We start from the raw sequence: 20823 nt of genomic DNA on the forward strand, positions 1-20823 counted from the left end.
GATCGTCTCCTTTTATTCTTTGCCACGAGCCTCTTGGTTTGCGAGGAAGTCTTCCTCCAGCATGGCGTCCACCATTTCCGGTGGTGCTTCATCCACCGGGGCGGTCACGCGTCCCATGGATTCGACGGCGGGGTTGAGCTTGCCGACCTGATGATCGAGCGCATGCAGCATTTTCTCGGCGGCGCCCTCGACCGCCAGCTCCAGGCTTTCGGCCTTGTGGCTCACGGAAATGGCCGCAACGCCTTGCAGACGCGCCTCGATCTGGCAGCGTTTATCCGCGGCGCCACCCTTCTGGGCGTTCTCGTCGCTGACGTGGATTTCAACCCGGGCCAACTGGTCTTCGAAACGCTGTAGCGCGTCCACCACCGTACTGCCGACCCACTCCTGCAATCGGACACTGCCTTCGATATGGTTGCTGTTGACTTGAACTTGCATGATCGACTCCTCTGACAAAGGCGGCTTTGGGCCGCCTATTGTGGGTAGAAGAAAAGTGATCGGGCTTAGTTCCCGGCACGGGATGACTGGCGTTTGGCACGCAGCAACTGGCGCAGCGTCAAGCCCACCGCCAGCGTGCCGCAAAGGATCAAGGTCCAGCCCAGCGCCTGGAACCAGGCGGCGAGCATCAACGCACCGCCGATCAGCACGTAGTAGAACAGGCCGAACAGCGCGCCAGCGGTGCCCAGGCAATCCTTGTAATGTACGAGCGCCGCACCCAGGACGTTGGGGATCGCCATGCCGAACGCCAGCACTACCAGCAACATCGGTGCGACAAAGGTGCCGCTGTCGAGCAGGCCTTGCACGCCCAAACCGCCCACCAGCAGGACAAGCGCCGCCAGAGCCGACAATTGATTGCCGTCGAATCCGCGTGCCAGCAGGCGCTTGTTGAGCCAGGCGCCCAAGCCTGAACCCAACGCCAGAACCACCCCACTGTAACCGAACATGGCGGGACTCAAGCCGAGTCGTTCGAACTGGAACGGTGCGAGGTTGTAGTAGCTGAACAGTGCAACGTTGAACGCAGCCACCAGCCATGCCGAACGCCAGATCGCCGGGTCCGCCAGCATGCGCCAGAGGGTTTTCAACAGCGGCGGTGGAGGCAGTCGGACCGGCAAGGTTTCGGGTAAGGCACACACGCACCACAGCAGCAGGGTCAACGACAGCAGCAGGAGTGCGCCGAGTACGCCTTGATAGCCCAAAAGCCCCACAAGGCCCGCGCCGCTGAACAGACCGATAGCCGGACTGGCCGCCAATGCGATGCCGATGATCGAGAAGACCTGGCCCAGTTCGGCGCCTTGGAAGCGGTCACGCAAAACCGTTTGGGTCACCACCGAACCGACTGCGGCGCCGAACGCGGCCAAGGCCTGAAAGGCCAGCAACGCGTCAAAGCTGGAGGCGTTCAAACCGAGCACGGTCGCAGCCCCGTACAACGCGAGGCCGGCCAGCATGACGGGCCGACGGCCGGCGCGATCGCAAAGGCGCCCCCATACAACCACGCCGAGGGCGAACCCCAGGAAAAACACCGAAAGCGTCTGCGCCGCCATTTGGGCGCTGACGGCAAAGGCCTGACTGATGTCTGCCAATGCAGGGCTGTAAAGGGTCTGGGCGATCTGGGGAAACATGACCAGGGCGATCGCCAGATGAAGCAGAGGACGGGATGTCATGGAAAGTGCTCGCTGAAAGAATGGCGAGCAGTCTATAAACGCTATGGCTGTCGTATTATCCGAGGCCTGACAATAAATCGCTGAAATCGGACAAACTCATGGCTTGGCTCGACGCTCACGCCCGCTTCGACCCCGACCGCCATCACGCGCCGGTCGTTGGCGTCGCTGCAACGCTGGGTCATCACGATTCCGGCTTGCACGCCCACCGGCGTGGACAATTGCTGTTCACCTTCCAGGGCTGCACGCGCATCACCCTGCAACGGCAGCTTTGCCTGCTGCCCCCCTCACGAGCGGCCTGGATTCCACCGGGCACGCCGCATCGCGCGGTGATGCAACAGAGCGTGGAGTATCGATCGATCTACCTGACGCCGGCCCTGTGCGCCGATTTGCCTGCGCAAGTGCGCATCATCGAGGTTTCGCCACTGCTGCGCGCCGTACTTGAACCGATCGCCGATGCTGCGTTTGACAGCGACTGGACGCAAGGCCGCAACGCGCATCTGCTGGGCCTGTGCCTGGAGGAAATCCGCCAGGCGGCACCGCAACCGATGCTGCTGCCTCTACCTCAAGACAAGCGCCTGGCGCCGCTGCTCAGGACACTGGAACAATTGCCACCGGCGCTGGCTGTGCTGGAGCAGCAGATCGGCGCCAGTGGCCGGACCATCGGGCGGATCCTGCAACGCGAAACCGGCATGGGCTATCAGCAGTGGCGTCAGCAATGGCGTTTGATGCGCGCCATTGAGCTGCTCGCCACCGGTCGCAGCCTGAGCTATTGCGCTTTCGAACTGGGCTTTGCCAGCGACAGTGCCTTCATCGCTTTCTTCAAGCTCATGACCGGACTCACGCCCAAGAACTACCTGAGGTGAGCAGGGCTTGAATCAAGCCTCGGGCATTTTCCGGAAGCCCACCGCCAGCCGGTTCCAGCCGTTGATGGTGTTGATCGCCACGGTCAGGTCGACCATCTCCTTGGGCGTGAAATGCTCGCTCAGCAGCGCGTAGTCCGCGTCCGGCGCATGGGTCTCGCTCAGGCGAGTCAGCGCTTCGGTCCAGGCTAGCGCGGCGCGTTCACGGCCGGTAAAGAATGGCGCTTCGCGCCAAGCGGTCACGGCATACAGGCGCCGCTCGGTCTCGCCGTCCTTGCGCGCATCGGCGGTGTGCATGTCGATGCAGAACGCGCAGCCGTTGATCTGCGAGGAACGCAGCTTGACCAGCTCCAGCAGGGACTTTTCCAGGCCCAGTTTCGACACCGTGTTTTCCAGCGTCAGCATGGCTTTGTAGGCGTCGGGGGAAGCGGTGTAGAAATCGATACGCGGTTGCATGGTGAACTCCTGGAACAATTGGGTGTGGCGCTAAGTTAGCCCTGCCCCGGCGCTGGACAAATAGCCAATTGTTGGGAAGTTCGGGTGGCCAATGGCGGCCAAAGCCTATCCTCTGGAAATGGATGCAGGCTTCGTGGCGAGGAGCTTGCTCCCGCTCGGCTGCGCAGCAGTCGTAAACCGGCTGACTCGGTTTACCTGCCCCACCGAGGTGTCTGGTTCTGGGGCCGCTGCGCAGCCCAGCGGGAGCAAGCTCCCTCGCCACAGGTCTTCAGGCCCGGCTACGCAACCACTGCAGAAAACGCTTCTTGGCCACCGGCTTGGGCACATCGCGAGTCAGGTTCTGGGCCAGGTGCATGCGCACGTCCAGCAGGTTCTTCATCGCGTCATTGATGTCGCGACGGGCTTCGAGACAGGGCTTGAGGTAGCTGTTCTCGATGCGATACAGGGTACAGAAAGTCTTGGCGGAGAAGTTCGCCAGTGCGGCTTGTTCGGCGACGATTCCGGCTTCGCCGATGACTTCCCCCGGTCCCATGCGCCCGCCCTCCAGCGGCTGGCCGTTACGCATGAGCGTCACGCTGACCACCCCGGACTCGATGATGAACAGATGATCGCTGACCTCCCCGGCCGCCAGGATCACGTCGCCGGCGCGGAAGGTTTGCAGGGTCATGTTCTGGCTGAAGGTGTCTTTTTCATCCTGGCGCAGGGTCGAGAAAATGTTCGAGCTCTCCAGCAATGCCCGGGGCCGCGACACCACCGGGGGAGCCGCGCTTTCACTGGTGGACAGCAGGCTCACGCCGGACGCCTGCAGATGCCGGAACGCCAGGTCGAACAACTGGTTGCGCACCCCGCGCTTCTGGGACATCGAGGCAACGAACCCACTGATCTCGTATTCCGCCCCGCCACTGCCGGTGCTTTTGAGCGCCACGCACGGCTCCGGGCTGGGCAGCAACGCACGACAGCCGACCATCGCCCGCTCCAGTGCGTCGATTACCGTTTGCGGCCGTGCGTGAGGGCTCACCTGGATGCTGATCGACAAGCCATGGACATCGCTGGGTCGGCTGAAATTGATGATCTTGGCTTTTGCCGCCAGCGAGTTGGGGATCACCGCCATGCTCCCTTGGGAGGTCTGCAGCCGTGTAGCCCGCCAATCGATGTCGGTGACCCGGCCTTCGGTGCCGTCGATGGAAATCCAGTCATCAACCTGATAGGGCTTGGTGGTATTGAGCACGATGCCGGAGAAAACGTCGCTGAGGGTGCTCTGCAACGCCAGGCCGACGATGATTGCCATCGCGCCGGACGTCGCCAGCACGCCTTTGACCGGCAGGTCGAGCACGTAAGCCAACGCGGCGATGACCGCGACCAGGAAAATCACCGCACCGAGCAGGTCCTGCAACAGCCGCCCGGTATGGCCGACCCGTTGCATCATCACCGCACCGATCATCACCGTCAGGGTGCGCGCGGCGAACAACCACCAGCCAATCTGCAAGCCGGTCGCCGCCAGGTGCCGGGGCACGTCGTCGACCCACTGGGCTTTCTCCATGGGATTGAGGCCTTCGTTGAACAGCAGCACGCTGAACAACGAAAAGATCAGCAGCCGTACACCGATTTTCCAGTAGGTCCGGTCGGCGCTGACCAGCCGCCACAACACCAGATCGAGCACAAGCAGTGCCAGGGCACACAGCAGCGGGTGGTCGGTGAACAGAGACAGCATCGGGACAGCTCCAGGAAGGCCATTGGCGAAGATTGGCACACAATGGACGCTCTGTAGAGATCACCGCACAGTGCAAACACAAAACCCAGGTACACCGCAGACCCCATGTGGGAGCGAGCCTGCTCGCGAAGGCGGCGGTCCATTCAACATTGATGCAAGCTGAACCAGCCCATTCGCGAGCAGCCTCGCTCCCACAGGTGAGATCTACAGGGCTATGCGACCATTCAGCCGTCCATCCGGCCGAAGCGCCCGGAATGGAAATCCTCGAAAGCCTGGAGGATTTCCTGCTGGCTGTTCATCACGAACGGGCCATGGCCGACGATGGGTTCATCGATGGGCTCGCCACTGAGCAGCAGGACCACCGCGTCATGGTCGGCTTGCAGGCTCAATTGGTCGCCGGCCCGTTCGAACAGGGCCAGTTGCCCTTGCTCGACGCGTTCACGGCCGTTGACCTGGACGGTGCCGCGCAGCACAACCAGTGCGCTGTTGTAACCGTCATGCACGGCCACGGCCAGGTGCTTCCCGGCGTTCAGGCGGATGTCCCAGACATCGATCGGGGTAAAGGTTTTCGCAGGGCCTTGATGTCCTTCGAAGGATCCGGCAATCAGGCGCAAGCTACCAGCTCCGTCCTTCAGCGCGATCTGTGGGATGTCGCCCTTGAGAATTGTCTGGTAGCCGGCCGGCGCCATCTTGTCCTTGGCGGGTAAGTTGACCCACAGCTGGACCATTTCCATGAACCCGCCCTGCCGGGCGAAGGCTTCGGAGTGGAACTCTTCGTGAATGATGCCGGACGCAGCGGTCATCCACTGCACGTCACCGGGGCCGATCTTGCCGCCGCTGCCAGTCGAATCGCGATGTTCCAGTTCGCCCTGGTAGACGATGGTCACGGTTTCGAAACCACGATGAGGGTGCTGGCCTACGCCGCGTCGCTCGGTGGTCGGTGCAAATTCGCTGGGGGCCGCATGATCGAGCAGCAGGAAAGGGCTGACATGTTTACCCAGGTTGTCGTAGGAAAACAGCGTGCGAACCGGAAAGCCGTCGCCGACCCAATGAGGCCGCGGACTGGTATAGACGCCGGTGATGTTTTTCATGCTGAGTCTCCAATCGGGTGTTGCCATTCGATGGAACAGCTTAAAACCGCACCCCTTGATGCGCTAGACTGCAAAAATCGGCCGCAGCGTTCCACCAGGAGAACGATCATCGAAGACCTCAACACCCTGTATTACTTCACCCAAGTGGTCGAACACGGCGGCTTCGCCCCCGCTGGCCGGGCGCTGGACATGCCCAAGTCCAAGCTCAGCCGGCGTATCGCCCAGCTGGAGGAGCGCCTGGGCGTCAGGCTGATCCATCGCACCAGCCGGCATTGTTCGTTGACGGAAATCGGCCAGGCCTATTACCAGCGCTGCCTGGCCATGCGGGTCGAGGCTGAAAGTGCCGCCGAAGTGATCGAACGCAACCGCTCGGAACCCCAGGGGCTGGTGCGCATCAGTTGCCCGACGGCGCTGCTCAACAGCTGGGTCGGACCGATGCTGACCCGCTACATGGTCAAGTACCCGCGCGTGGAGCTGTTCATCGAGAGCACCAACCGCCGCGTCGACCTGCTCCACGAAGGGTTCGATATCGCGTTGCGGGTTCGTTTCCCCCCGCTGGAAAACACCGACATGGTCATGAAGGTGCTGAGCAACAGCACCCAGTGCCTGGTGGGGAGCCCGGTCTATCGTGAAGGCCTGTCGTCCCCCGCCTCGCCGGCGGACCTCAATGGCCTGCCCAGCGTCCACTGGGGGTCGGCGCAACGTGAATACCAATGGGAGCTGTTCGGCCCGGACGGCACCCGCGCGCTGATCCGCCACGCACCGCGCATGGTCACCGACGACCTGCTGGCCTTGCGTCATGCGGTGCTGGCGGGCATCGGCATCGCTCACCTGCCCACGGTCGTGGTACGCGAAGACCTGGCCGCCGGACGCCTGGTGGAACTGGTGCCGGGCTGGACACCGAAATGCGGGATCGTCCATGCGATATTCGCCTCACGCCGTGGCTTGCTGCCCTCGGTGCGAACCCTGATCGACTTCCTCGCCGAGGAGTTCAGCCAGAGCGACATGGCCTAGCGCATGCGGCAAGGCGCTCCCCACGGTGCCCTACAAGTGATTGCGCTTGGCGAAATCCGACAGGCCCACCAGGGTTTTCAAGCCAAGCTTTTCCAGCAGGCGGGTCTTGTAGGTGCTGACCGTCTTGGGGCTCAGGAACAAAGCTTCGGCGACGTCCTTGCCGCGCATGCCCATGGCCAGCATCCGCAGGATTGACAACTCGCGGATCGAGAGACTCTCCAGCGCCTGCTGTTCGGTGCGCTGCTGGAAATCCAGGCGCACGGACATCTGTGGGAAATAGGAGTAACCGGACTTCAATGCATGAATGGCCTTGGTCAATTCCTTCAGGTCGCTTTTCTTGGTGACAAACCCTCGGGCCCCCGCCGAGATACAGCGGTTGCAGAAATGCTGGGCATCCTGGGAGGTAAACACCAGCACCCCGCATGACGGGAACTCGGCCATGATCCAGCTCAACAGTTCAAGGCCGTCGAAACCGTTCATTACCAGGTCCAGGATCACCAGGTCGGGTATGCCTTCCTTGATCAAGGCCCTGGCTTGCGCCACGCTGCTGGCATCGCGGACCTGCGCGGCCCCTTCATTCTGGCAAATGAGCCGCAACGCTCCTCGAATGACAGGGTGGTCGTCCACGATCAACACGTCTTTCACGGCAGCTCCCTGGGTAATTACAAATGACATTGGTGCCAGACGGCATCGAACTCTTGCACAAGCGGTGGGCAGGATTCACCTGTCAGATCTGACAGGTGCGACCAGCGGTCATTGGCCCGGCGACAGCCCTCTCGTCAAGAGCGCGCCCGCTCGCTGATACGCGCTCCCTCGGCACGAGCCATCAGGCAGGCCAGTGCAACAGGGTCGGGCAACGCGGCCTGGCTCAGTTGCACGTGAGACCGGCGCCCACCCACCTGCCGCGACACGCCAGCCTGTGGCACGTTGTAGATCAACCCGTGAAGCACCTGGGGGTTGTCGACCAGGAAATCGGCTAACGCCACTCCGCCACTTGCCAGTCGGGCATTGGCGACGATCACGTCGAACGGCTCGCAGCCATACTCCACCAGCAGCAACAATTCCTCCATGTCGTTCACCGGCGCAATCCGGAAATAACCCTGCTGGTTGAACAGGCGCTCAAGCTTCATTCGATGAAAATGCTCTGAATCGGCGATCATGATACGTAATGCTTTGTTCGGCATGACGGGCATCCAATGGCAACGCGACGGGTACGGCGGCCCATGAACGTCAGGAGGCGTCAGGCTAGAGAAAGCCTCTCAAGGACGCTGTAGGAAAAATCTTAAAAAACCGGGTAAATGGCGCCCATGGCGCCTTCCTGCGGTCAATATTCCCTCATGTCGGTCAGCAACCACCTCAACCTGACCAGAGCGACGAAGCACGCAGCCGCCCGGTCAAATGTTCGAGCGCCTGCTGCAAGTCGCCCACCGCATCGGCCAACGACGACGCATCCCGGCCCCGGCAAGCGTCTTCCAGGGCATCGCACGCGCTAACCAGACCTTGCGCCCTGACCATCCGCGCCCCGCCCTTGATCCGATGCGCCAGGTCGGCGAGTCCGGGCAGATCATGCCGGGCGGACAAGCGCAGCAACTGCGCGGCGTCTTCGGTATTGCAGGTGACCAGTTCGCTGATCAGGCTGTTCAGCGCCTCCGTATCGCCGCCGGTCAACTGCGCCAGGCCGTCCAGGTCAAAATCCTCCGCGGGCGCCTCGGCCTCCGTTCCAGGAAACCCTGCGACCGGTTCCGGAAAAACCTGCGCCAGACGCGCGCCGAGGGCTTCGAGCCCGATGGGCTTGAACAGGCAATCGTTCATTCCCGCGTCGATGCAACGCTGCTTTTCTTCTGGCTGGGCATTCGCGGTGAACCCCAGTATCAATATCGGCGACAGGCCTCGCGCGCGCTCCTCTTCCCGAATGGCTCGGGTCAACGCGTAGCCATCCATCAGGGGCATGTTGCAGTCGCTAATGACCATGTCGAAGTGCCCGGCGCGCCACGCTTGCAGGCCTTCCACACCCTCCGCAGCCTCCTCCACGCGGTGGCCCAGGTAACTCAGTTGCTGGCACAGCAACAGGCGATTGGCCGGATAGTCATCGACCACCAGGATAGACAGCGCCCGCATCGGCAACGGCGCCTCGCCCCCGGCAAGTGGAGCCTGGCGCAAGGCGTCGAGCAGCGGCAGATCCAGCCGGATCTCGACCTGCGTGCCCTCCCCCGGCAGGCTGCTCATCGTCAGGGTGCCGCCCATCATTTCGCACAAGGTCCGGCTGATGACCAACCCCAGCCCGGAGCCGCCGCGGGTCGACTCGCGGTTGTCGCCGACCTGGGTGAACGGCTGGAACAGCCGTTGCTGGTCTTCAAGGGAAATCCCGCTGCCGGTGTCCTCCACCCGCAAGCGAACAGCGAGTCGCCGGTCTTCGCTGCCGGGGACGGCCTCGGCGATCAAGCGCACCAGGCCCTGATCGGTGAACTTGATCGCGTTGCTGAGCAGGTTCGACAGCACCTGCTTGAAGTGCAACGGATCGATCAGCACGTCGCGGTCGAGTTCATCTTCCAGGGCCAGTTGCAGGCCCAGGTGTTTCTGCCGGGCCAGGCCTTCGAAAACCCGCGCCACCGACTCGACCAGCTCCCGCAGGTTGGCGCGCTCCGGCGCCAGCGACATCCGCCCGGATTCGATACGGGCAACATCGAGGATGTCGCCGATCAACGCCAGCAAGCCATGGGCGGCGCCCGAAGCGACCTCGATGGCCGCCCGATCGACAATGCCTTCTTCGGCCTTTTTCAGCGCCAGTTCGAGCATGCCGATCACCGCATTCATCGGCGTGCGGATCTCGTGGCTCATCGTCGCCAGGAAGGTGGTCTTGGCCCGGTTGGCGTCATCCGAACCGTCCTTGGCAATGCGCAATTGTTCGAGAAGGTGCTGGCGTTCACTGACGTCGATCCAGCCGCCGATCATGCCGCTGACCACGCCGTCGCTGCCGCGATACGGCAGCATCCATTGATAGATGGTCAGCACCTCGCCGCTGGCCACAGTCAGGCGGCGGTCCTGGACCCGGGGCAAGCCCTGCTCCATGACCCGCAGGTAATCATTGTGGTAGAGCCGCGCTTCGACTGGATCCCCCGGCGCGCTTTCGAGCAGGGTCCTGCCGACAACGCTCTGCCGTTCGGCACCGAATACCTCCAGGTAGCCGCTGTTGCACAACACCAGCCGTGCCTCGCGGTCACGGACATAGATCGGATGCGGCGTGCCGTCGATCAATACCCGCATGAATTCCAGTTGGTCGTTGAGGGCGACTTCGGCCTGCCGACGCTTGCGTATCAGCTGGCGCAGATAGCCGATCCAGCCCAGTGCCAGGAGCAACAGCAGTGCAGCGATGGCGAAGCCCTGAAGAACAGTGGCGCGATGGCGCAGCCAATAACTGTCTTCCACAACGATTTCCGTACGCCAGCGGTTGGTCAGTTCGTCCATTTCCTCAGGGGCAACGCTGAGCAGCGCCTTGTCCAGGATCGAATGCAGCTGCGGCGCGTCCCGGCGGGTACCCAGGGCGATCAGCGCCGGCTCGGTGCCGACGGTGCAGGTGATCTGCAGCGTGTCGCGGTACTGACGGGAGATCATGTAGCTGGCACTGAGCAGCGGGCTGATCGCCGCGTCCACCGCGCCGGAAGCCACCATGGCCAAGGCATCGGCGGCGTTTTGCGCCGGCACCAGTTGCACCTCGGGAAACTGCTGCAGCAGGTAATCGCGCAGCACATTGCCGCGCACCAGCGCCAGGCGCTTGCCGGCCATCTGCTCCGGCGTGACGGGGGCCTGGGCATCCAGGGCGGCCACGAGCACGTAGGGATTGCTCAAATAGGGTCGGGTGGAACTCAATTCATCGGCGTAGTCGGAACCCGGCGGGAACGCCGCCACGACGTCGGCCTCGCCGGCCTTGACCTGCGCGATCAGATCCTCAAGCGACTCACCGTGGCGGATATCGAATTTCAGCCCGGTGCGCAGGCTGATTTTCGCCAGCACATCGGCGCTGATGCCGCGAAAGTGCCCCTGCTGGTCAATGAACGTGAGCGGCATGAAATGATCATTGATCACCACCCTGATTCGCGGATGCGTGTCCAGCCAGCGTTGTTCGTTGACGCTGAAATGCAGCCGTTGGTGGCCGGGCATGCTTGCGCCACCGGCGCTCCAGCGACGCAGGATCGCCATGCGCTCGGTGCCGGGGATGGCTTGCAAGGCGCTGTTGATGATCCGCAGCAGGCGCGTGTTGTCACGCCCCAGGGCAAACGCGAATGGCTGCACCTCCAAGCGTGAAAAATCGGCCAACTGGACGTTGTTCAGGTAGTTCTTGGTGATCAGGTAATGGGCACTGATCGAGTCCCCCAGATAGACGTCGGCCTGGCCGAAAGCCACCGCACCGATGGCACTCAGAGTCGACGGGTACAGCTGCAGCGAAGCCTTGGGGTAAAAAGCCTTGACCGCTTCAGGGGGCAGATAGTGATAAAGCATCGCCACCCGCTTGCCCGCCAGGTCCGGCGCGAGCTTGCGATTGTCACCGGCACGGGTCACCAGGGTCGGCTGGTCATCGGCGTAGGCCTGGGACATCGCCAGTTCCGGGTCGCCAGCCTCGAAGCCATTGGCGCTGCCGAGCATGTCGATTTCACCGCCGCGCAGGGCCTGCAGCGCCTCGGCCCGTGACGGGTACCGGCGCACCTGCACTTCGACCTGCAACAACTGACCGAGCAACCCGGCGTAATCGGCGGTCAGGCCTTCGTATTCATGGCCATTGCCGGTGATACCGAACGGCGCATAATCCGGCGCCGAGGCACCGAGCAGCAACGTGCCCTTGTCGCGCAGCCAGGCCCGGTCGGCTGCGTCCAGCGACACCGAATAACCGCTCACGGTGGAGCGCCCAAGCATCTGCAGCGACTCGGGCGCAGCGACGACCTGCGGTGCCATGCTCAATAAACCCAGCGACAACGCCGCCAGGCTCATGCGTGAAAACACAATCATCGATTAAAGGGTTTCGCCTGGCCTTGGCAAAGTCGGCGCGGGAGCGCCACCGAACCTGGGTGAAAAATAAGGTTCTGCCTGCCAAAGCGAGGGAACAGCGAACCGTCAGCGTGCCTGTCGAAAATACAGCAAGCGTGACTGGAGTGTAGGGAGTTTCTGAGGAATTTCCTGACGAGCTATCGTGAAATAACGTCGCTCAGGCGCAGGCGGCGATCCGTGGTATTGCGCTCAAGCGCAGCCCGGGATCGCCGCCTGCGGCAGACCTTATGCAGTGGCCCGCAATTGTTCCCGTACCGATTGGCCCAAGCCGCGTTCCTTGCCGTGCTCATAGAGCGAGCCGGCGATTTCGTCGGCGCGCACCGGCAGGATCGACAGCAAGGTGTCGCTCAAACCATGACTGGCCTGACAAAAGCCCTGCATATAGATGGCGGCCTTGCAGCGCTCATCGGTGATCAACTTGTAGTTGCGATCCACCTCGAAATCGCCGAGGTATTGCGCCAGCGGCTCCAGCAAGGTGCGGTGCATCTGGCGCTCGTAGCCGGTGGCGAGCACCACGGCGTCATAGCGCCGGTTTGTCAGCTCGCCGGTGGCGTTGTTGCGCATTGCCAACTCCACGCCATTCTCCGTGGCCGTGGCTTTCTCGATCGTGGTCAGCGTACGGAACGCATGGCGGGCGATGCCCGAGACTTTCTGGCGATAGAAGATCCCGTAGATGCGTTCGATCAGGTCGATGTCGACCACCGAATAATTGGTGTTGTGGTACTCATTGACCAGCCGCTCGCGCTCGCTGTGGGGTTGCTGGAACACCAGGTCGGTGAACTCCGGCGAAAACACTTCGTTGACGAACGGGCTGTCGTCGGCCGGCTTGAGGGCCGAGCCGCGCAGGATCATGTCGACCTGTGCCGATGGGAAGCTGTCGTTGAGGTCGATGAAGGCTTCGGCTGCGCTCTGGCCGCCGCCGATGATCGCGATTTTCATTGGCTGGCCGCTCACGCACGGCTGGGTTGCCATGCGCTCCAGATACTGCGAGTGATGGAACACCCGCGCATCTTCCCTGAACCCCTTGAACGCCTCGGGAATGCGCGGCGTGCCGCCAGCGCTGACCACCACCGAACGCGTGGTGCGCACATACTCCTCACCCCGTCCGTTGCGGGAAATCACCCGCAGCGCTTCAACCTGCTGGTTGTGCAGCACCGGCTCGATGCGCAGCACCTCTTCGCCGTAGCGGCTCTGGCCGGCAAACTGCGCCGCCACCCAGCGCAGGTAGTCGTTGTACTCCATGCGACACGGATAGAAGGTGCCAAGGTTGATGAAATCCACCAGGCGGCCATGGTGCTTGAGGTAATTGACGAACGAGTACGGGCTGGTCGGGTTGCGCAGGGTCACCAGATCCTTGAGGAAGGAAATCTGCAATTCGCTCTGGGTCACCAATGTATTGCCGTGCCAGCGGTAGTCGGCCTGTTTGTCGAGGAACAACACATCCAGTTCGCCCTGGACCGGGCCACGTTCCTGAAGCGCGATGGCCAGCGCCAGGTTCGAGGGGCCGAAGCCGATGCCGATCAGATCGTGAACGGTGGGCGCTGCAATTGCCTGAGTCATGTCCAGTGTCCTCTGGAGAAGCCCCTCAACAGGGCGCGAAAGCCTGGGTGACTTGAGCGGCCCACACTAGGCCGTCAGTCGTCTGTTGAGAGGAACGAGGACAATGAAGGAAAATTTACCACCGAGAATCAGCGAGGGTGAATCAGGACGCGTCCCACTGCCGTACGCGAATACGACAATGCTTCATGGCATTGACGATGTGTTTCTCCACCAGCGCCCTGGAAATGCCCAGGCGCCCGGCGATCTGCGAGTGGGAAAGGCCTTCGAGCTTGCGCAGCAGGAAACTCTCGCGGCACAGCGGCGGCAACTCGGCCAGGGCCCGTTGCAGCATGTCCAGGCGCTGGCCGTGGTCCAGGCTGGTATGGGGCGATGGGGTGAAGAACCGTTCTTCGCTGTCGAGCACATCGAGGGATTCGACCTGGCGCAGGGTGTTGCGCCGATGCCCGTCGATCACCAGGTTCAGCGCGGTGCGATAAAGGAACGCCCGGGGCTGCTCGATGGGGGTATCGCTGGCGCGCTCCAGCACCCGCACATAGGCGTCATGCACCACATCTTCGGCCGCCTGGCGGTTGCCTAGCCTGGCGTTGAGGAAACACACCAGTTCGCGATAGTAGTTTTCCAACATGACTCCCCGTGCGCAGCGACTGCGACAGCTATCCCTGTGCCACTAGGCATGCCTGAAAAAGGCATGGCAGGATAGTGGCAGGCTCAATAGCGTAATTTATAGTAATTCTCATATAGATTTAAAGCGTTGGTTTGTATCAAGGCCGAATCGTTCAGTTCCAGTGGCGCAAGGTGTTGCTTTCGTGGCGAGGGGATTTATCCCCGCTGGGCTGCGAAGCAGCCCCAAACCAGCTCACTCAAAACATCTGACAGACCGAGGTGCAAATTAAGAGGACTGCTTCGCAGTCCAGCGGGGATAAATCCCCTCGCCACAGATAAATCCCCTCACCTGCTATCGGGTGGGTGTTGTTTCAACTGTTACGCAGTATTTCCCCCGCTAAATTCCCGCCCGGAACACTCGTTTACCAGAACAGCCCCCGTCCCTGCTGCTCTTGCGACGGACCCGATATCACCGGCCGGAACCCTGCATGAAACGTCCCCGCCTCACCCGCCCCGCCTGGCTCCTGACTTTCGCCCTGCTACCGGCCGTGGCCTTCGCCGCGTGGCAAGCGGTTACGCCGGACCACGGCCCCGTCGCCACCGCAGCCGTCACCCGTGGCGATATCGAAAATAGCGTCACTGCCCTCGGCACATTGCAACCGCGGCGTTATGTAGATGTCGGCGCCCAGGCCTCCGGGCAGATCCAGAAGATCCATGTCGAGGCCGGCGACGAGGTTCGCGAAGGCCAGTTGCTGGTGGAAATCGACCCGTCCACGCAGAAAGCCCGGCTCGACGCCGGACGTTTTTCCATCGAAAACCTCAAGGCACAACTCCAGGAACAACGCGCCCAGCACAACCTGGCGCAACAGAAATTCCGCCGTCAACAACAGCTCAAGGCCGGCGGAGCTACTCGCGAAGAGGATGTGCAGACGGCGCAGGCCGAGGTACGGGCGACCCAGGCGCGCATCGACATGTTCCAGGCGCAGATCCGCCAGGCCCAGGCCAATCTGCGCAGCGACGAGGCCGAATTGGGCTATACCCGGATCTACGCGCCGATGAACGGCACCGTGGTTGCCGTCGGCGCCCGGGAAGGCCAGACCCTCAACGCCCAGCAGCAAACCCCGCTGATCCTGCGCATCGCCCGGCTGTCACCGATGACGGTCTGGGCCGAAGTCTCGGAAGCCGACATTGGCCACGTCAAGCCGGGCATGACCGCTTACTTCACCACCTTGGCCGGCGGTAACCGGCGCTGGAGCAGCACCGTGCGACAGATCCTGCCGGTGCCGCCGCGTCCGCTGGAAGCCAGCCAGGGCGGCAGCCCCTCCGGTGGCCGCAGCGGCAGCGAACGGGTGGTGCTCTACACCGTTCTGCTGGACGTGGACAACGCCGACCGCGCCCTGATGACCGACATGACCGCCCAGGTATTTTTCGTCGCGGCCCAGGCCAAGGACGTGTTGACCGTGCCCATCGCCGCGTTGCAGGACGCAAGCCAGGTGCGGGTGCTGGCCGACAATGGCGACATCCAGCCAAGGACCGTTCGCACCGGCGTCAGCGACCGCTTGCGCACGCAGATCCTCGACGGCCTGAGCGAAGGCGATCGCGTGCTGATCGGCCCGGCCAGCGGCAGCGGAGGCTGAATGAGTACGCCCCTGATCGAACTGCGGGACATTCGCAAGGCCTACGGCGGTGGCGACAGCCCACGGGTGGAAGTGCTGCGGGGTATCGACCTGTCGATTCACGCTGGGGAATTTTTGGCGATCGTCGGGGCGTCCGGCTCCGGCAAATCGACGCTGATGAACATCCTCGGCTGCCTCGACCGTCCCACCAGCGGCGAGTACCGCTTTGCCGGTGAGAACGTCGCCCGACTGGGCAGCGACGAACTGGCCTGGCTGCGCCGGGAGGCGTTCGGGTTCGTGTTCCAGGGCTATCACCTGATCCCGTCCGGCACGGCCCAGGAAAACGTCGAGATGCCGGCCATCTATGCCGGCACCTCGGCCGCCGAGCGTCATGCCCGGGCCAGCGCCCTGCTCGAACGCCTGGGCCTGGCGAGCCGCACCGGCAATCGTCCCCACCAGCTGTCCGGCGGGCAGCAACAGCGAGTGTCGATTGCCCGGGCCTTGATGAACGGCGGCCACATTATCCTCGCCGACGAACCCACCGGCGCCCTCGACAGCCAGAGCGGCATCGAAGTCATGGCGCTGCTCGACGAACTGGCGAGCCAGGGCCACGTGGTGATCCTGATCACCCACGACCGCGAGGTGGCGGCCCGGGCCAAACGCATCATTGAAATCCGCGACGGGCTGATCATCAGCGACAGCGCCACCACTGCAGCCATCGCACCACAAGCCAACCCCAAGGCGTTGCAGGCGGTGGATCTGCGCCAGCGCCTGAGCGCCGGCAGCGAGCACAACGGCGCCTGGAAAGGCGAACTGGTGGACGCCGTCCAGGCCGCTTGGCGAGTGATGTGGATCAACCGTTTTCGCACCGCCCTGACCTTGCTCGGCATCGTCATCGGCGTGGCCTCGGTGGTGGTAATGCTGGCGGTGGGCGAAGGCAGCAAGCGCCAGGTCATGGCCCAGATGGGCGCCTTCGGCTCCAACATCATCTACCTCAACGGCATCGCGCCCAACCCGCGCGCCGCCAAGGGCATCATCAGCGAACAGGACATTGCCGCCCTCGCCGCCCTGCCCGAAGTGCAACGCATCATGCCGGTCAATGGCAACAACGCCAACGTGCGTTTCGGCAACCTCGACCACACCAGCTATGTGGGCGGCAACGACACCAGTTTCCCGACCATCTTCAACTGGCCGGTGGCCCAGGGCAGCTATTTCAGTGACGCCGATGAGCGCAGCGCGGCGGCCGTGGCGGTGATCGGCCACAAGGTCCGGCAGAAGCTGCTCAAGGACGTCGCCGATCCCATCGGCCGCTACATCCTGATCGAAAACGTGCCGTTCCAGGTGGTCGGCGTACTTGCCGAAAAAGGCGCCAGCTCGGGGGATTCGGACGCCGACAATCGCATCGCCGTGCCCTACTCCGCCGCCAGCGTGCGTCTGTTCGGCAGCCGTCATCCTGAATACGTGGTGATCGCCGCTCGCGACGCGGCCAAGGTCAAGGAGGCCGAGCAGGCCGTTTCCCGTACCTTGCTGCGACTGCACAACGGCAAGCAGGATTTCGAGCTGACCAACAACGCCGCTATGATCCAGGCCGAGGCCCGCACCCAAGGCACGCTGTCGCTGATGCTCGGGGCCATTGCGGCAATCTCGTTGCTGGTGGGCGGCATCGGCGTGATGAACATCATGCTCATGACAGTGCGCGAGCGGACCCGGGAAATCGGCATCCGCATGGCCACCGGTGCCCGCCAGCGCGACATCCTGCGCCAGTTCCTGACCGAAGCGGTGATGCTCTCGGTAGTCGGTGGATTGGCCGGCATCGGCCTGGCCCTGCTGGTGGGCGGCGCGTTGCTGCTGGGCAGAATCGCCGTGGCGTTCGAATGGCTGGCGGTGTTCGGCGCCTTCGGTTGCGCGCTGGTCACCGGCGTCGTCTTCGGTTTCATGCCGGCCCGCAAGGCCGCTCGCCTCGACCCGGTCGCGGCCCTTACCAGTGAATGAACCCTTCCCTATGAAAGCGCACCTGACCCTCCTGGCCGCCAGCCTGCTGCTGGCGGCCTGCGGCACTCCCCTGCCGGCACCCGACAGCGGCATCGAGCCGCCGCAAGCCTGGCAAACTGCCGATACGCCCGATGCGCGTGTCGATAACCAACAATGGTGGAAGCAGTTCGGTAGCCGGCAACTTGATCGTTTGATCGAACAGGCGCGCCAAGGCAGCTTCGACCTCGCGGCCGCCATGGCCCGTGTTCGCCAGGCCCAGGCCAGCGCGGTGATCGCCGGCGCACCGCTGCTGCCGGAAATCAGCGCCGGGCTCAACGGCAATCGCCAGGAGCTGCTGCGGGGCAAGGGCTACAGCCAGTTGGACGTGGATCGGAACAACCGCACCATCGACTACTACGATGCCCACCTCAGCGCCAGTTATGAAGTGGATTTCTGGGGCGGCAAGCGGGCGGCGCGGGACAGTGCGCTGAGCGCGTTATCGGCCAGCCGGTTCGACCGGGCGACCGTGGAGCTGACCTTGCTCAGCGCTGTCGCCAACAGCTACACCCAGGCCTTGTCGCTGCGCGAACAACAGCGCATCGCCGAACTGAACCTGGCCAACGCGCAAAACGTCCTCGACCTGGTGCAGACCCGCTACGACGCCGGCAGCGCCACGGCGCTGGAACTGTCCCAGCAAAAAAGCCTGGTGGCGACACAGCGGCGCCGATTGCCCCAAGTGCAACAACAGGCGCGGGAGGCGTTGATCACCCTGGCGGCGTTGCTGGGCCAGCCGGTGCAATCGCTCAAGCTCGACGATGAAACCTTCGATGCTTTGCACTGGCCCGCCATCAATGCCGGCGTGCCCAGTGACCTGCTGCGCCGTCGCCCCGACATCGCCGCCGCCGAAGCACGCCTCGCCGCCGCCCAGGCCGACATCGGCGTGGCCCGCGCCGCCCTGCTGCCCTCGGTCACCCTGGGCCTGAGCCTGGCCACCGGCGCCGACATCGCCGACCAGCTGTTGCGCAACAACGTCTACAACCTCAGCGCCGGCCTGGCCGCGCCAATCTTCAACAACGGTCGCCTGCGGGCCGAACGAGACAGGGCCACCGCGCGCCAGGAAGAACTGCTGGAAACCTACCGTGCCGCGATCGTCAACGGTTTTGCCGACGTCGAGAAAGCCCTGAACGGCATTCAGGGCCTGGACCAGCAGCGACAATGGCAGAGCGAAGAACTGCACCAGGCGCAGACCGCTTTCGACATCGCCCAGAGCCGCTACCAGGCCGGCGCCGAAGACTTGCTCACCGTACTCGAAACCCAACGCACGCTGTACGCCGCCCAGGACATGAACGTGCAGTTGCGCCTGGCACGAGTGCAGGCAAGCGTGGCGTTGTACAAGGCGCTGGGTGGGGGTTGGCGGGTGATGTAAGTAAAGCCAAGTGAGATCGAGAGCTCCGGGCCAGCTATCCTGCCAGCAACTTAAAGAGTCCGAATTAACGCCTCGGCGTGCTCACGAAACACAGCAAAAGCCTCATCGAAGCTTGGGCGGACAGAGCCAAAAATCAACGGCATCAGCCTCGTCTCATACTGGCCACGAATCAGCGCGTCCGAGTTTATTTGATCCAAGGCGCCCTGCATGACTTTCCCTGGGTCGGCGGCGAACGGAGGAAACTGCCGCCCAAATTCGATGGCATCGAACCGGACCAGCTTTTTGAAACCGTTGGCGGCTCGTTCGCCGACAGTAGGATCGCCAGCGCTTATGCAATAGACATCATAGATATGACGCACCAATGTATCGTCCCATGGTTGGATCATGGCCCCGCCTTGATGTTGGGCATAACGTCGAAGAAACGAAATGACTTTTCCGCAAGCGTTTCTTCAACCGCTACACAGGGAATGGTCCCCAAGTAGCCAGGCCTTGCGGCGAGTCTATCCACGAGGTGTTCCAACGGTCGCCTAGTCACTTCAAATTGGGGAGTTCGTGCGGTCAGTTCGAGGCTCAGATAAGGCCGTAGACTGGCATCGTGGGGATATCGCGGAGCATATTGCCAACGACTGGAGAAGTATCGGTTTTCATTGCGGGCAATACGCGCGTCCATGATTTCTTCGAAGCCAAGCTTAGCGAGGACTTGGCAGACCTCAGCCTTCAGTTGGCTGAGGTGCCGCTTCTGAGCCGAAGCACTGAACGTGTTCGACTCATCCCATACGATCTTCAAGTCCAGATCTTCTGACATGCGCTCGATCAATCGATAAGCCTTGGACAGGCTCGTCCCACCACAAAACACTAGTCGAATGCCTGGGAACCGTATTTCCATCAGGCGCTGCAAGGCATCTGTTACGTGGATGTCTTTTTCCAGGATGCTGGCGGTTAGAAAGCCGACGTCAACCTCAGCCAGTACCGCGTCAATTAACTCGACCTGCTCAGGCGTGATGGTTTTCATAGACTACGTAACGCCCACCGAAGCCGAGCTTGCGATTAATACGGCGTAAGCCTGTGTCAAAAACAATGCCGGCGGGTAGCTGCAGACTGTCGCTGGCATTGTATTCACGCAATGCGCGCCCTGCCGTGATCTTCACGCCAAGCTTTTGCAGAGCCAGAGGCGCTAGAACTTCAAGCGGGCGTATGGGAATCGGCTTGCCGGTGAGGACGCTGGTTTTAGCTTTTGCAAAAACACCAATGCCAAGTCTGACCAATACACCGCTAGCTACCAGATGACGCAATGCTCGGGATACTTGCGCGGAGCTGCCGAACTTGGAAAATTCAGAGCGCAGAAATACATCGTCCTTTCGCAAGGCGATTGATCTCCTGATACGCTCTTCGATAACCATGCTTCGCCTCAAATAGCACCTAGGTAAAAAAACAACATAAGCGTCTGTTTTATATTGGTTTTTTAATACGAACTGTGCTCATGCACGCTCAGTATAGATCAGCATGAGGAGTACAGGCCAATTCATTCGGCTCTGGTTCTGTTTAACCGGCCATGTAAGACGTCCGAGCGAGGCTACGTTGCCTTGCGTCATTGCCCACAACTACGCCAGAATCCGCCGGCTTGTGCGCCTGCCACTCTGTCGATAACTTGTACCTCGTCACTGCCCATCAGTGATCGGGTCTGCAAGCCCGGCGAAATACCAGGCGCATAGCCACAAGCCAATCGACATATCCGTGTCGCTCAATGGCGGCTGTGTGCGGGAGACCTTCGGGTCTGCCGGGTTCCTGGTTTCCCGGTCTTGCAGACCCGCGCATAG

Annotated in this window: 18 protein-coding genes; 5 read left to right on the forward strand and 13 right to left on the reverse strand. The window is 62.4% G+C overall.

The window, feature by feature from the left end; translation table 11 throughout:
- Positions 1-12: 12 nt before the first annotated feature.
- The gene (locus PSH78_RS17895; protein ID WP_305495880.1) at positions 13-435 is read right to left on the reverse strand and encodes an HPF/RaiA family ribosome-associated protein; all 423 of its coding nucleotides are present in this window, start codon (positions 433-435) and stop codon (positions 13-15) included.
- Between the two features lie 65 nt (positions 436-500).
- Complete coding sequence (locus tag PSH78_RS17900; RefSeq protein WP_305495881.1) at positions 501-1658, reverse strand: MFS transporter; 1158 nt, start codon at positions 1656-1658, stop codon at positions 501-503.
- Positions 1659-1756: 98 nt separating this feature from the next.
- Between PSH78_RS17900 and PSH78_RS17905 the strand changes: the two genes are divergently transcribed.
- Positions 1757-2521 (forward strand): helix-turn-helix transcriptional regulator, encoded by a 765-nt coding sequence (locus tag PSH78_RS17905; RefSeq protein ID WP_305495883.1) that lies wholly within the window; start codon positions 1757-1759, stop codon positions 2519-2521.
- Positions 2522-2533: 12 nt separating this feature from the next.
- Here PSH78_RS17905 and PSH78_RS17910 read toward each other — a convergent pair whose 3' ends face one another.
- From PSH78_RS17910 to PSH78_RS17920, 3 genes are all read right to left on the reverse strand, one after another.
- A complete protein-coding gene (locus tag PSH78_RS17910) occupies positions 2534-2974 on the reverse strand; it encodes a carboxymuconolactone decarboxylase family protein (protein WP_305495884.1) in 441 nt (146 codons plus the stop codon).
- Positions 2975-3242: 268 nt separating this feature from the next.
- Positions 3243-4685, reverse strand: a complete 1443-nt coding sequence (locus PSH78_RS17915) for a mechanosensitive ion channel family protein (protein ID WP_305495885.1) — start codon at positions 4683-4685, stop codon at positions 3243-3245.
- Between the two features lie 224 nt (positions 4686-4909).
- Positions 4910-5776: a pirin family protein gene (locus PSH78_RS17920; RefSeq protein WP_305495887.1), complete on the reverse strand. Its 867-nt coding sequence runs from the start codon at positions 5774-5776 to the stop codon at positions 4910-4912.
- Between the two features lie 108 nt (positions 5777-5884).
- Here PSH78_RS17920 and PSH78_RS17925 point away from each other — a divergent pair, with 108 nt between their 5' ends.
- Positions 5885-6790, forward strand: coding sequence for a LysR family transcriptional regulator (locus tag PSH78_RS17925; protein ID WP_305501314.1), 906 nt, complete (start codon positions 5885-5887; stop codon positions 6788-6790).
- Positions 6791-6820: 30 nt separating this feature from the next.
- Here PSH78_RS17925 and PSH78_RS17930 read toward each other — a convergent pair whose 3' ends face one another.
- From PSH78_RS17930 to PSH78_RS17950, 5 genes are all read right to left on the reverse strand, one after another.
- Positions 6821-7435, reverse strand: coding sequence for a response regulator transcription factor (locus PSH78_RS17930; RefSeq protein WP_305495889.1), 615 nt, complete (start codon positions 7433-7435; stop codon positions 6821-6823).
- A gap of 134 nt (positions 7436-7569) precedes the next feature.
- Positions 7570-7974 carry a hypothetical protein gene (locus PSH78_RS17935; protein ID WP_305495890.1) on the reverse strand — a complete coding sequence of 135 codons (405 nt, stop codon included), beginning with the start codon at positions 7972-7974 and terminating at the stop codon, positions 7570-7572.
- A gap of 172 nt (positions 7975-8146) precedes the next feature.
- Positions 8147-11791 (reverse strand): transporter substrate-binding domain-containing protein, encoded by a 3645-nt coding sequence (locus PSH78_RS17940; RefSeq protein WP_305495892.1) that lies wholly within the window; start codon positions 11789-11791, stop codon positions 8147-8149.
- 264 nt (positions 11792-12055) lie between these two features.
- Complete coding sequence (locus PSH78_RS17945) at positions 12056-13390, reverse strand: lysine N(6)-hydroxylase/L-ornithine N(5)-oxygenase family protein (RefSeq protein WP_305495894.1); 1335 nt, start codon at positions 13388-13390, stop codon at positions 12056-12058.
- A 142-nt stretch (positions 13391-13532) separates the two neighbouring features.
- Entirely contained in the window at positions 13533-14015 is a 483-nt protein-coding gene (locus tag PSH78_RS17950; protein ID WP_305495896.1) for a sigma-70 family RNA polymerase sigma factor, read from the reverse strand.
- Positions 14016-14481: 466 nt separating this feature from the next.
- Here PSH78_RS17950 and PSH78_RS17955 point away from each other — a divergent pair, with 466 nt between their 5' ends.
- From PSH78_RS17955 to PSH78_RS17965, 3 genes are read left to right on the forward strand one after another with little or no spacing between them, the layout of a single operon-like run.
- Complete coding sequence (locus tag PSH78_RS17955; RefSeq protein WP_305495898.1) at positions 14482-15630, forward strand: efflux RND transporter periplasmic adaptor subunit; 1149 nt, start codon at positions 14482-14484, stop codon at positions 15628-15630.
- Positions 15631-17601 carry a MacB family efflux pump subunit gene (locus PSH78_RS17960; protein WP_305495900.1) on the forward strand — a complete coding sequence of 657 codons (1971 nt, stop codon included), beginning with the start codon at positions 15631-15633 and terminating at the stop codon, positions 17599-17601.
- 10 nt (positions 17602-17611) lie between these two features.
- Entirely contained in the window at positions 17612-19006 is a 1395-nt protein-coding gene (locus PSH78_RS17965) for an efflux transporter outer membrane subunit (protein ID WP_305495901.1), read from the forward strand.
- Positions 19007-19056: 50 nt separating this feature from the next.
- Here the strand turns inward: PSH78_RS17965 and PSH78_RS17970 are convergent, their stop codons facing one another.
- Genes PSH78_RS17970 through PSH78_RS17980 form a run of 3 tightly spaced genes read right to left on the reverse strand, consistent with a single transcriptional unit; the run spans position 19057 to position 20406 of the window.
- Positions 19057-19392, reverse strand: coding sequence for a hypothetical protein (locus tag PSH78_RS17970; RefSeq protein WP_305495903.1), 336 nt, complete (start codon positions 19390-19392; stop codon positions 19057-19059).
- Positions 19389-20018, reverse strand: a complete 630-nt coding sequence (locus PSH78_RS17975; protein ID WP_305495904.1) for a nucleotidyl transferase AbiEii/AbiGii toxin family protein — start codon at positions 20016-20018, stop codon at positions 19389-19391. Before PSH78_RS17975 ends, PSH78_RS17970 begins: the two co-directional genes overlap by 4 nt.
- Entirely contained in the window at positions 19999-20406 is a 408-nt protein-coding gene (locus PSH78_RS17980) for a DUF6088 family protein (RefSeq protein ID WP_305495906.1), read from the reverse strand. Before PSH78_RS17980 ends, PSH78_RS17975 begins: the two co-directional genes overlap by 20 nt.
- Between the last annotated feature and the right edge of the window lie 417 nt (positions 20407-20823).

This window comes from Pseudomonas sp. FP198, from assembly GCF_030687895.1.
Classification (GTDB): domain Bacteria; phylum Pseudomonadota; class Gammaproteobacteria; order Pseudomonadales; family Pseudomonadaceae; genus Aquipseudomonas.

Excerpts from the sequence above, each read along its gene's own strand:
- PSH78_RS17940 (WP_305495892.1), bottom strand. The coding sequence starts at position 11,791 with ATGATTGTGTTTTCACGCATGAGCCTGGCGGCGTTGTCGCTGGGTTTA.
- PSH78_RS17950 (WP_305495896.1), bottom strand. The coding sequence starts at position 14,015 with ATGTTGGAAAACTACTATCGCGAACTGGTGTGTTTCCTCAACGCCAGG.
- PSH78_RS17905 (WP_305495883.1), top strand. The coding sequence starts at position 1,757 with ATGGCTTGGCTCGACGCTCACGCCCGCTTCGACCCCGACCGCCATCAC.
- PSH78_RS17895 (WP_305495880.1), bottom strand. The coding sequence starts at position 435 with ATGCAAGTTCAAGTCAACAGCAACCATATCGAAGGCAGTGTCCGATTG.
- PSH78_RS17920 (WP_305495887.1), bottom strand. The coding sequence starts at position 5,776 with ATGAAAAACATCACCGGCGTCTATACCAGTCCGCGGCCTCATTGGGTC.
- PSH78_RS17980 (WP_305495906.1), bottom strand. The coding sequence starts at position 20,406 with ATGGTTATCGAAGAGCGTATCAGGAGATCAATCGCCTTGCGAAAGGAC.
- PSH78_RS17975 (WP_305495904.1), bottom strand. The coding sequence starts at position 20,018 with ATGAAAACCATCACGCCTGAGCAGGTCGAGTTAATTGACGCGGTACTG.
- PSH78_RS17915 (WP_305495885.1), bottom strand. The coding sequence starts at position 4,685 with ATGCTGTCTCTGTTCACCGACCACCCGCTGCTGTGTGCCCTGGCACTG.
- PSH78_RS17965 (WP_305495901.1), top strand. The coding sequence starts at position 17,612 with ATGAAAGCGCACCTGACCCTCCTGGCCGCCAGCCTGCTGCTGGCGGCC.
- PSH78_RS17945 (WP_305495894.1), bottom strand. The coding sequence starts at position 13,390 with ATGACTCAGGCAATTGCAGCGCCCACCGTTCACGATCTGATCGGCATC.
- PSH78_RS17935 (WP_305495890.1), bottom strand. The coding sequence starts at position 7,974 with ATGCCGAACAAAGCATTACGTATCATGATCGCCGATTCAGAGCATTTT.
- PSH78_RS17900 (WP_305495881.1), bottom strand. The coding sequence starts at position 1,658 with ATGACATCCCGTCCTCTGCTTCATCTGGCGATCGCCCTGGTCATGTTT.
- PSH78_RS17970 (WP_305495903.1), bottom strand. The coding sequence starts at position 19,392 with ATGATCCAACCATGGGACGATACATTGGTGCGTCATATCTATGATGTC.
- PSH78_RS17955 (WP_305495898.1), top strand. The coding sequence starts at position 14,482 with ATGAAACGTCCCCGCCTCACCCGCCCCGCCTGGCTCCTGACTTTCGCC.
- PSH78_RS17910 (WP_305495884.1), bottom strand. The coding sequence starts at position 2,974 with ATGCAACCGCGTATCGATTTCTACACCGCTTCCCCCGACGCCTACAAA.
- PSH78_RS17960 (WP_305495900.1), top strand. The coding sequence starts at position 15,631 with ATGAGTACGCCCCTGATCGAACTGCGGGACATTCGCAAGGCCTACGGC.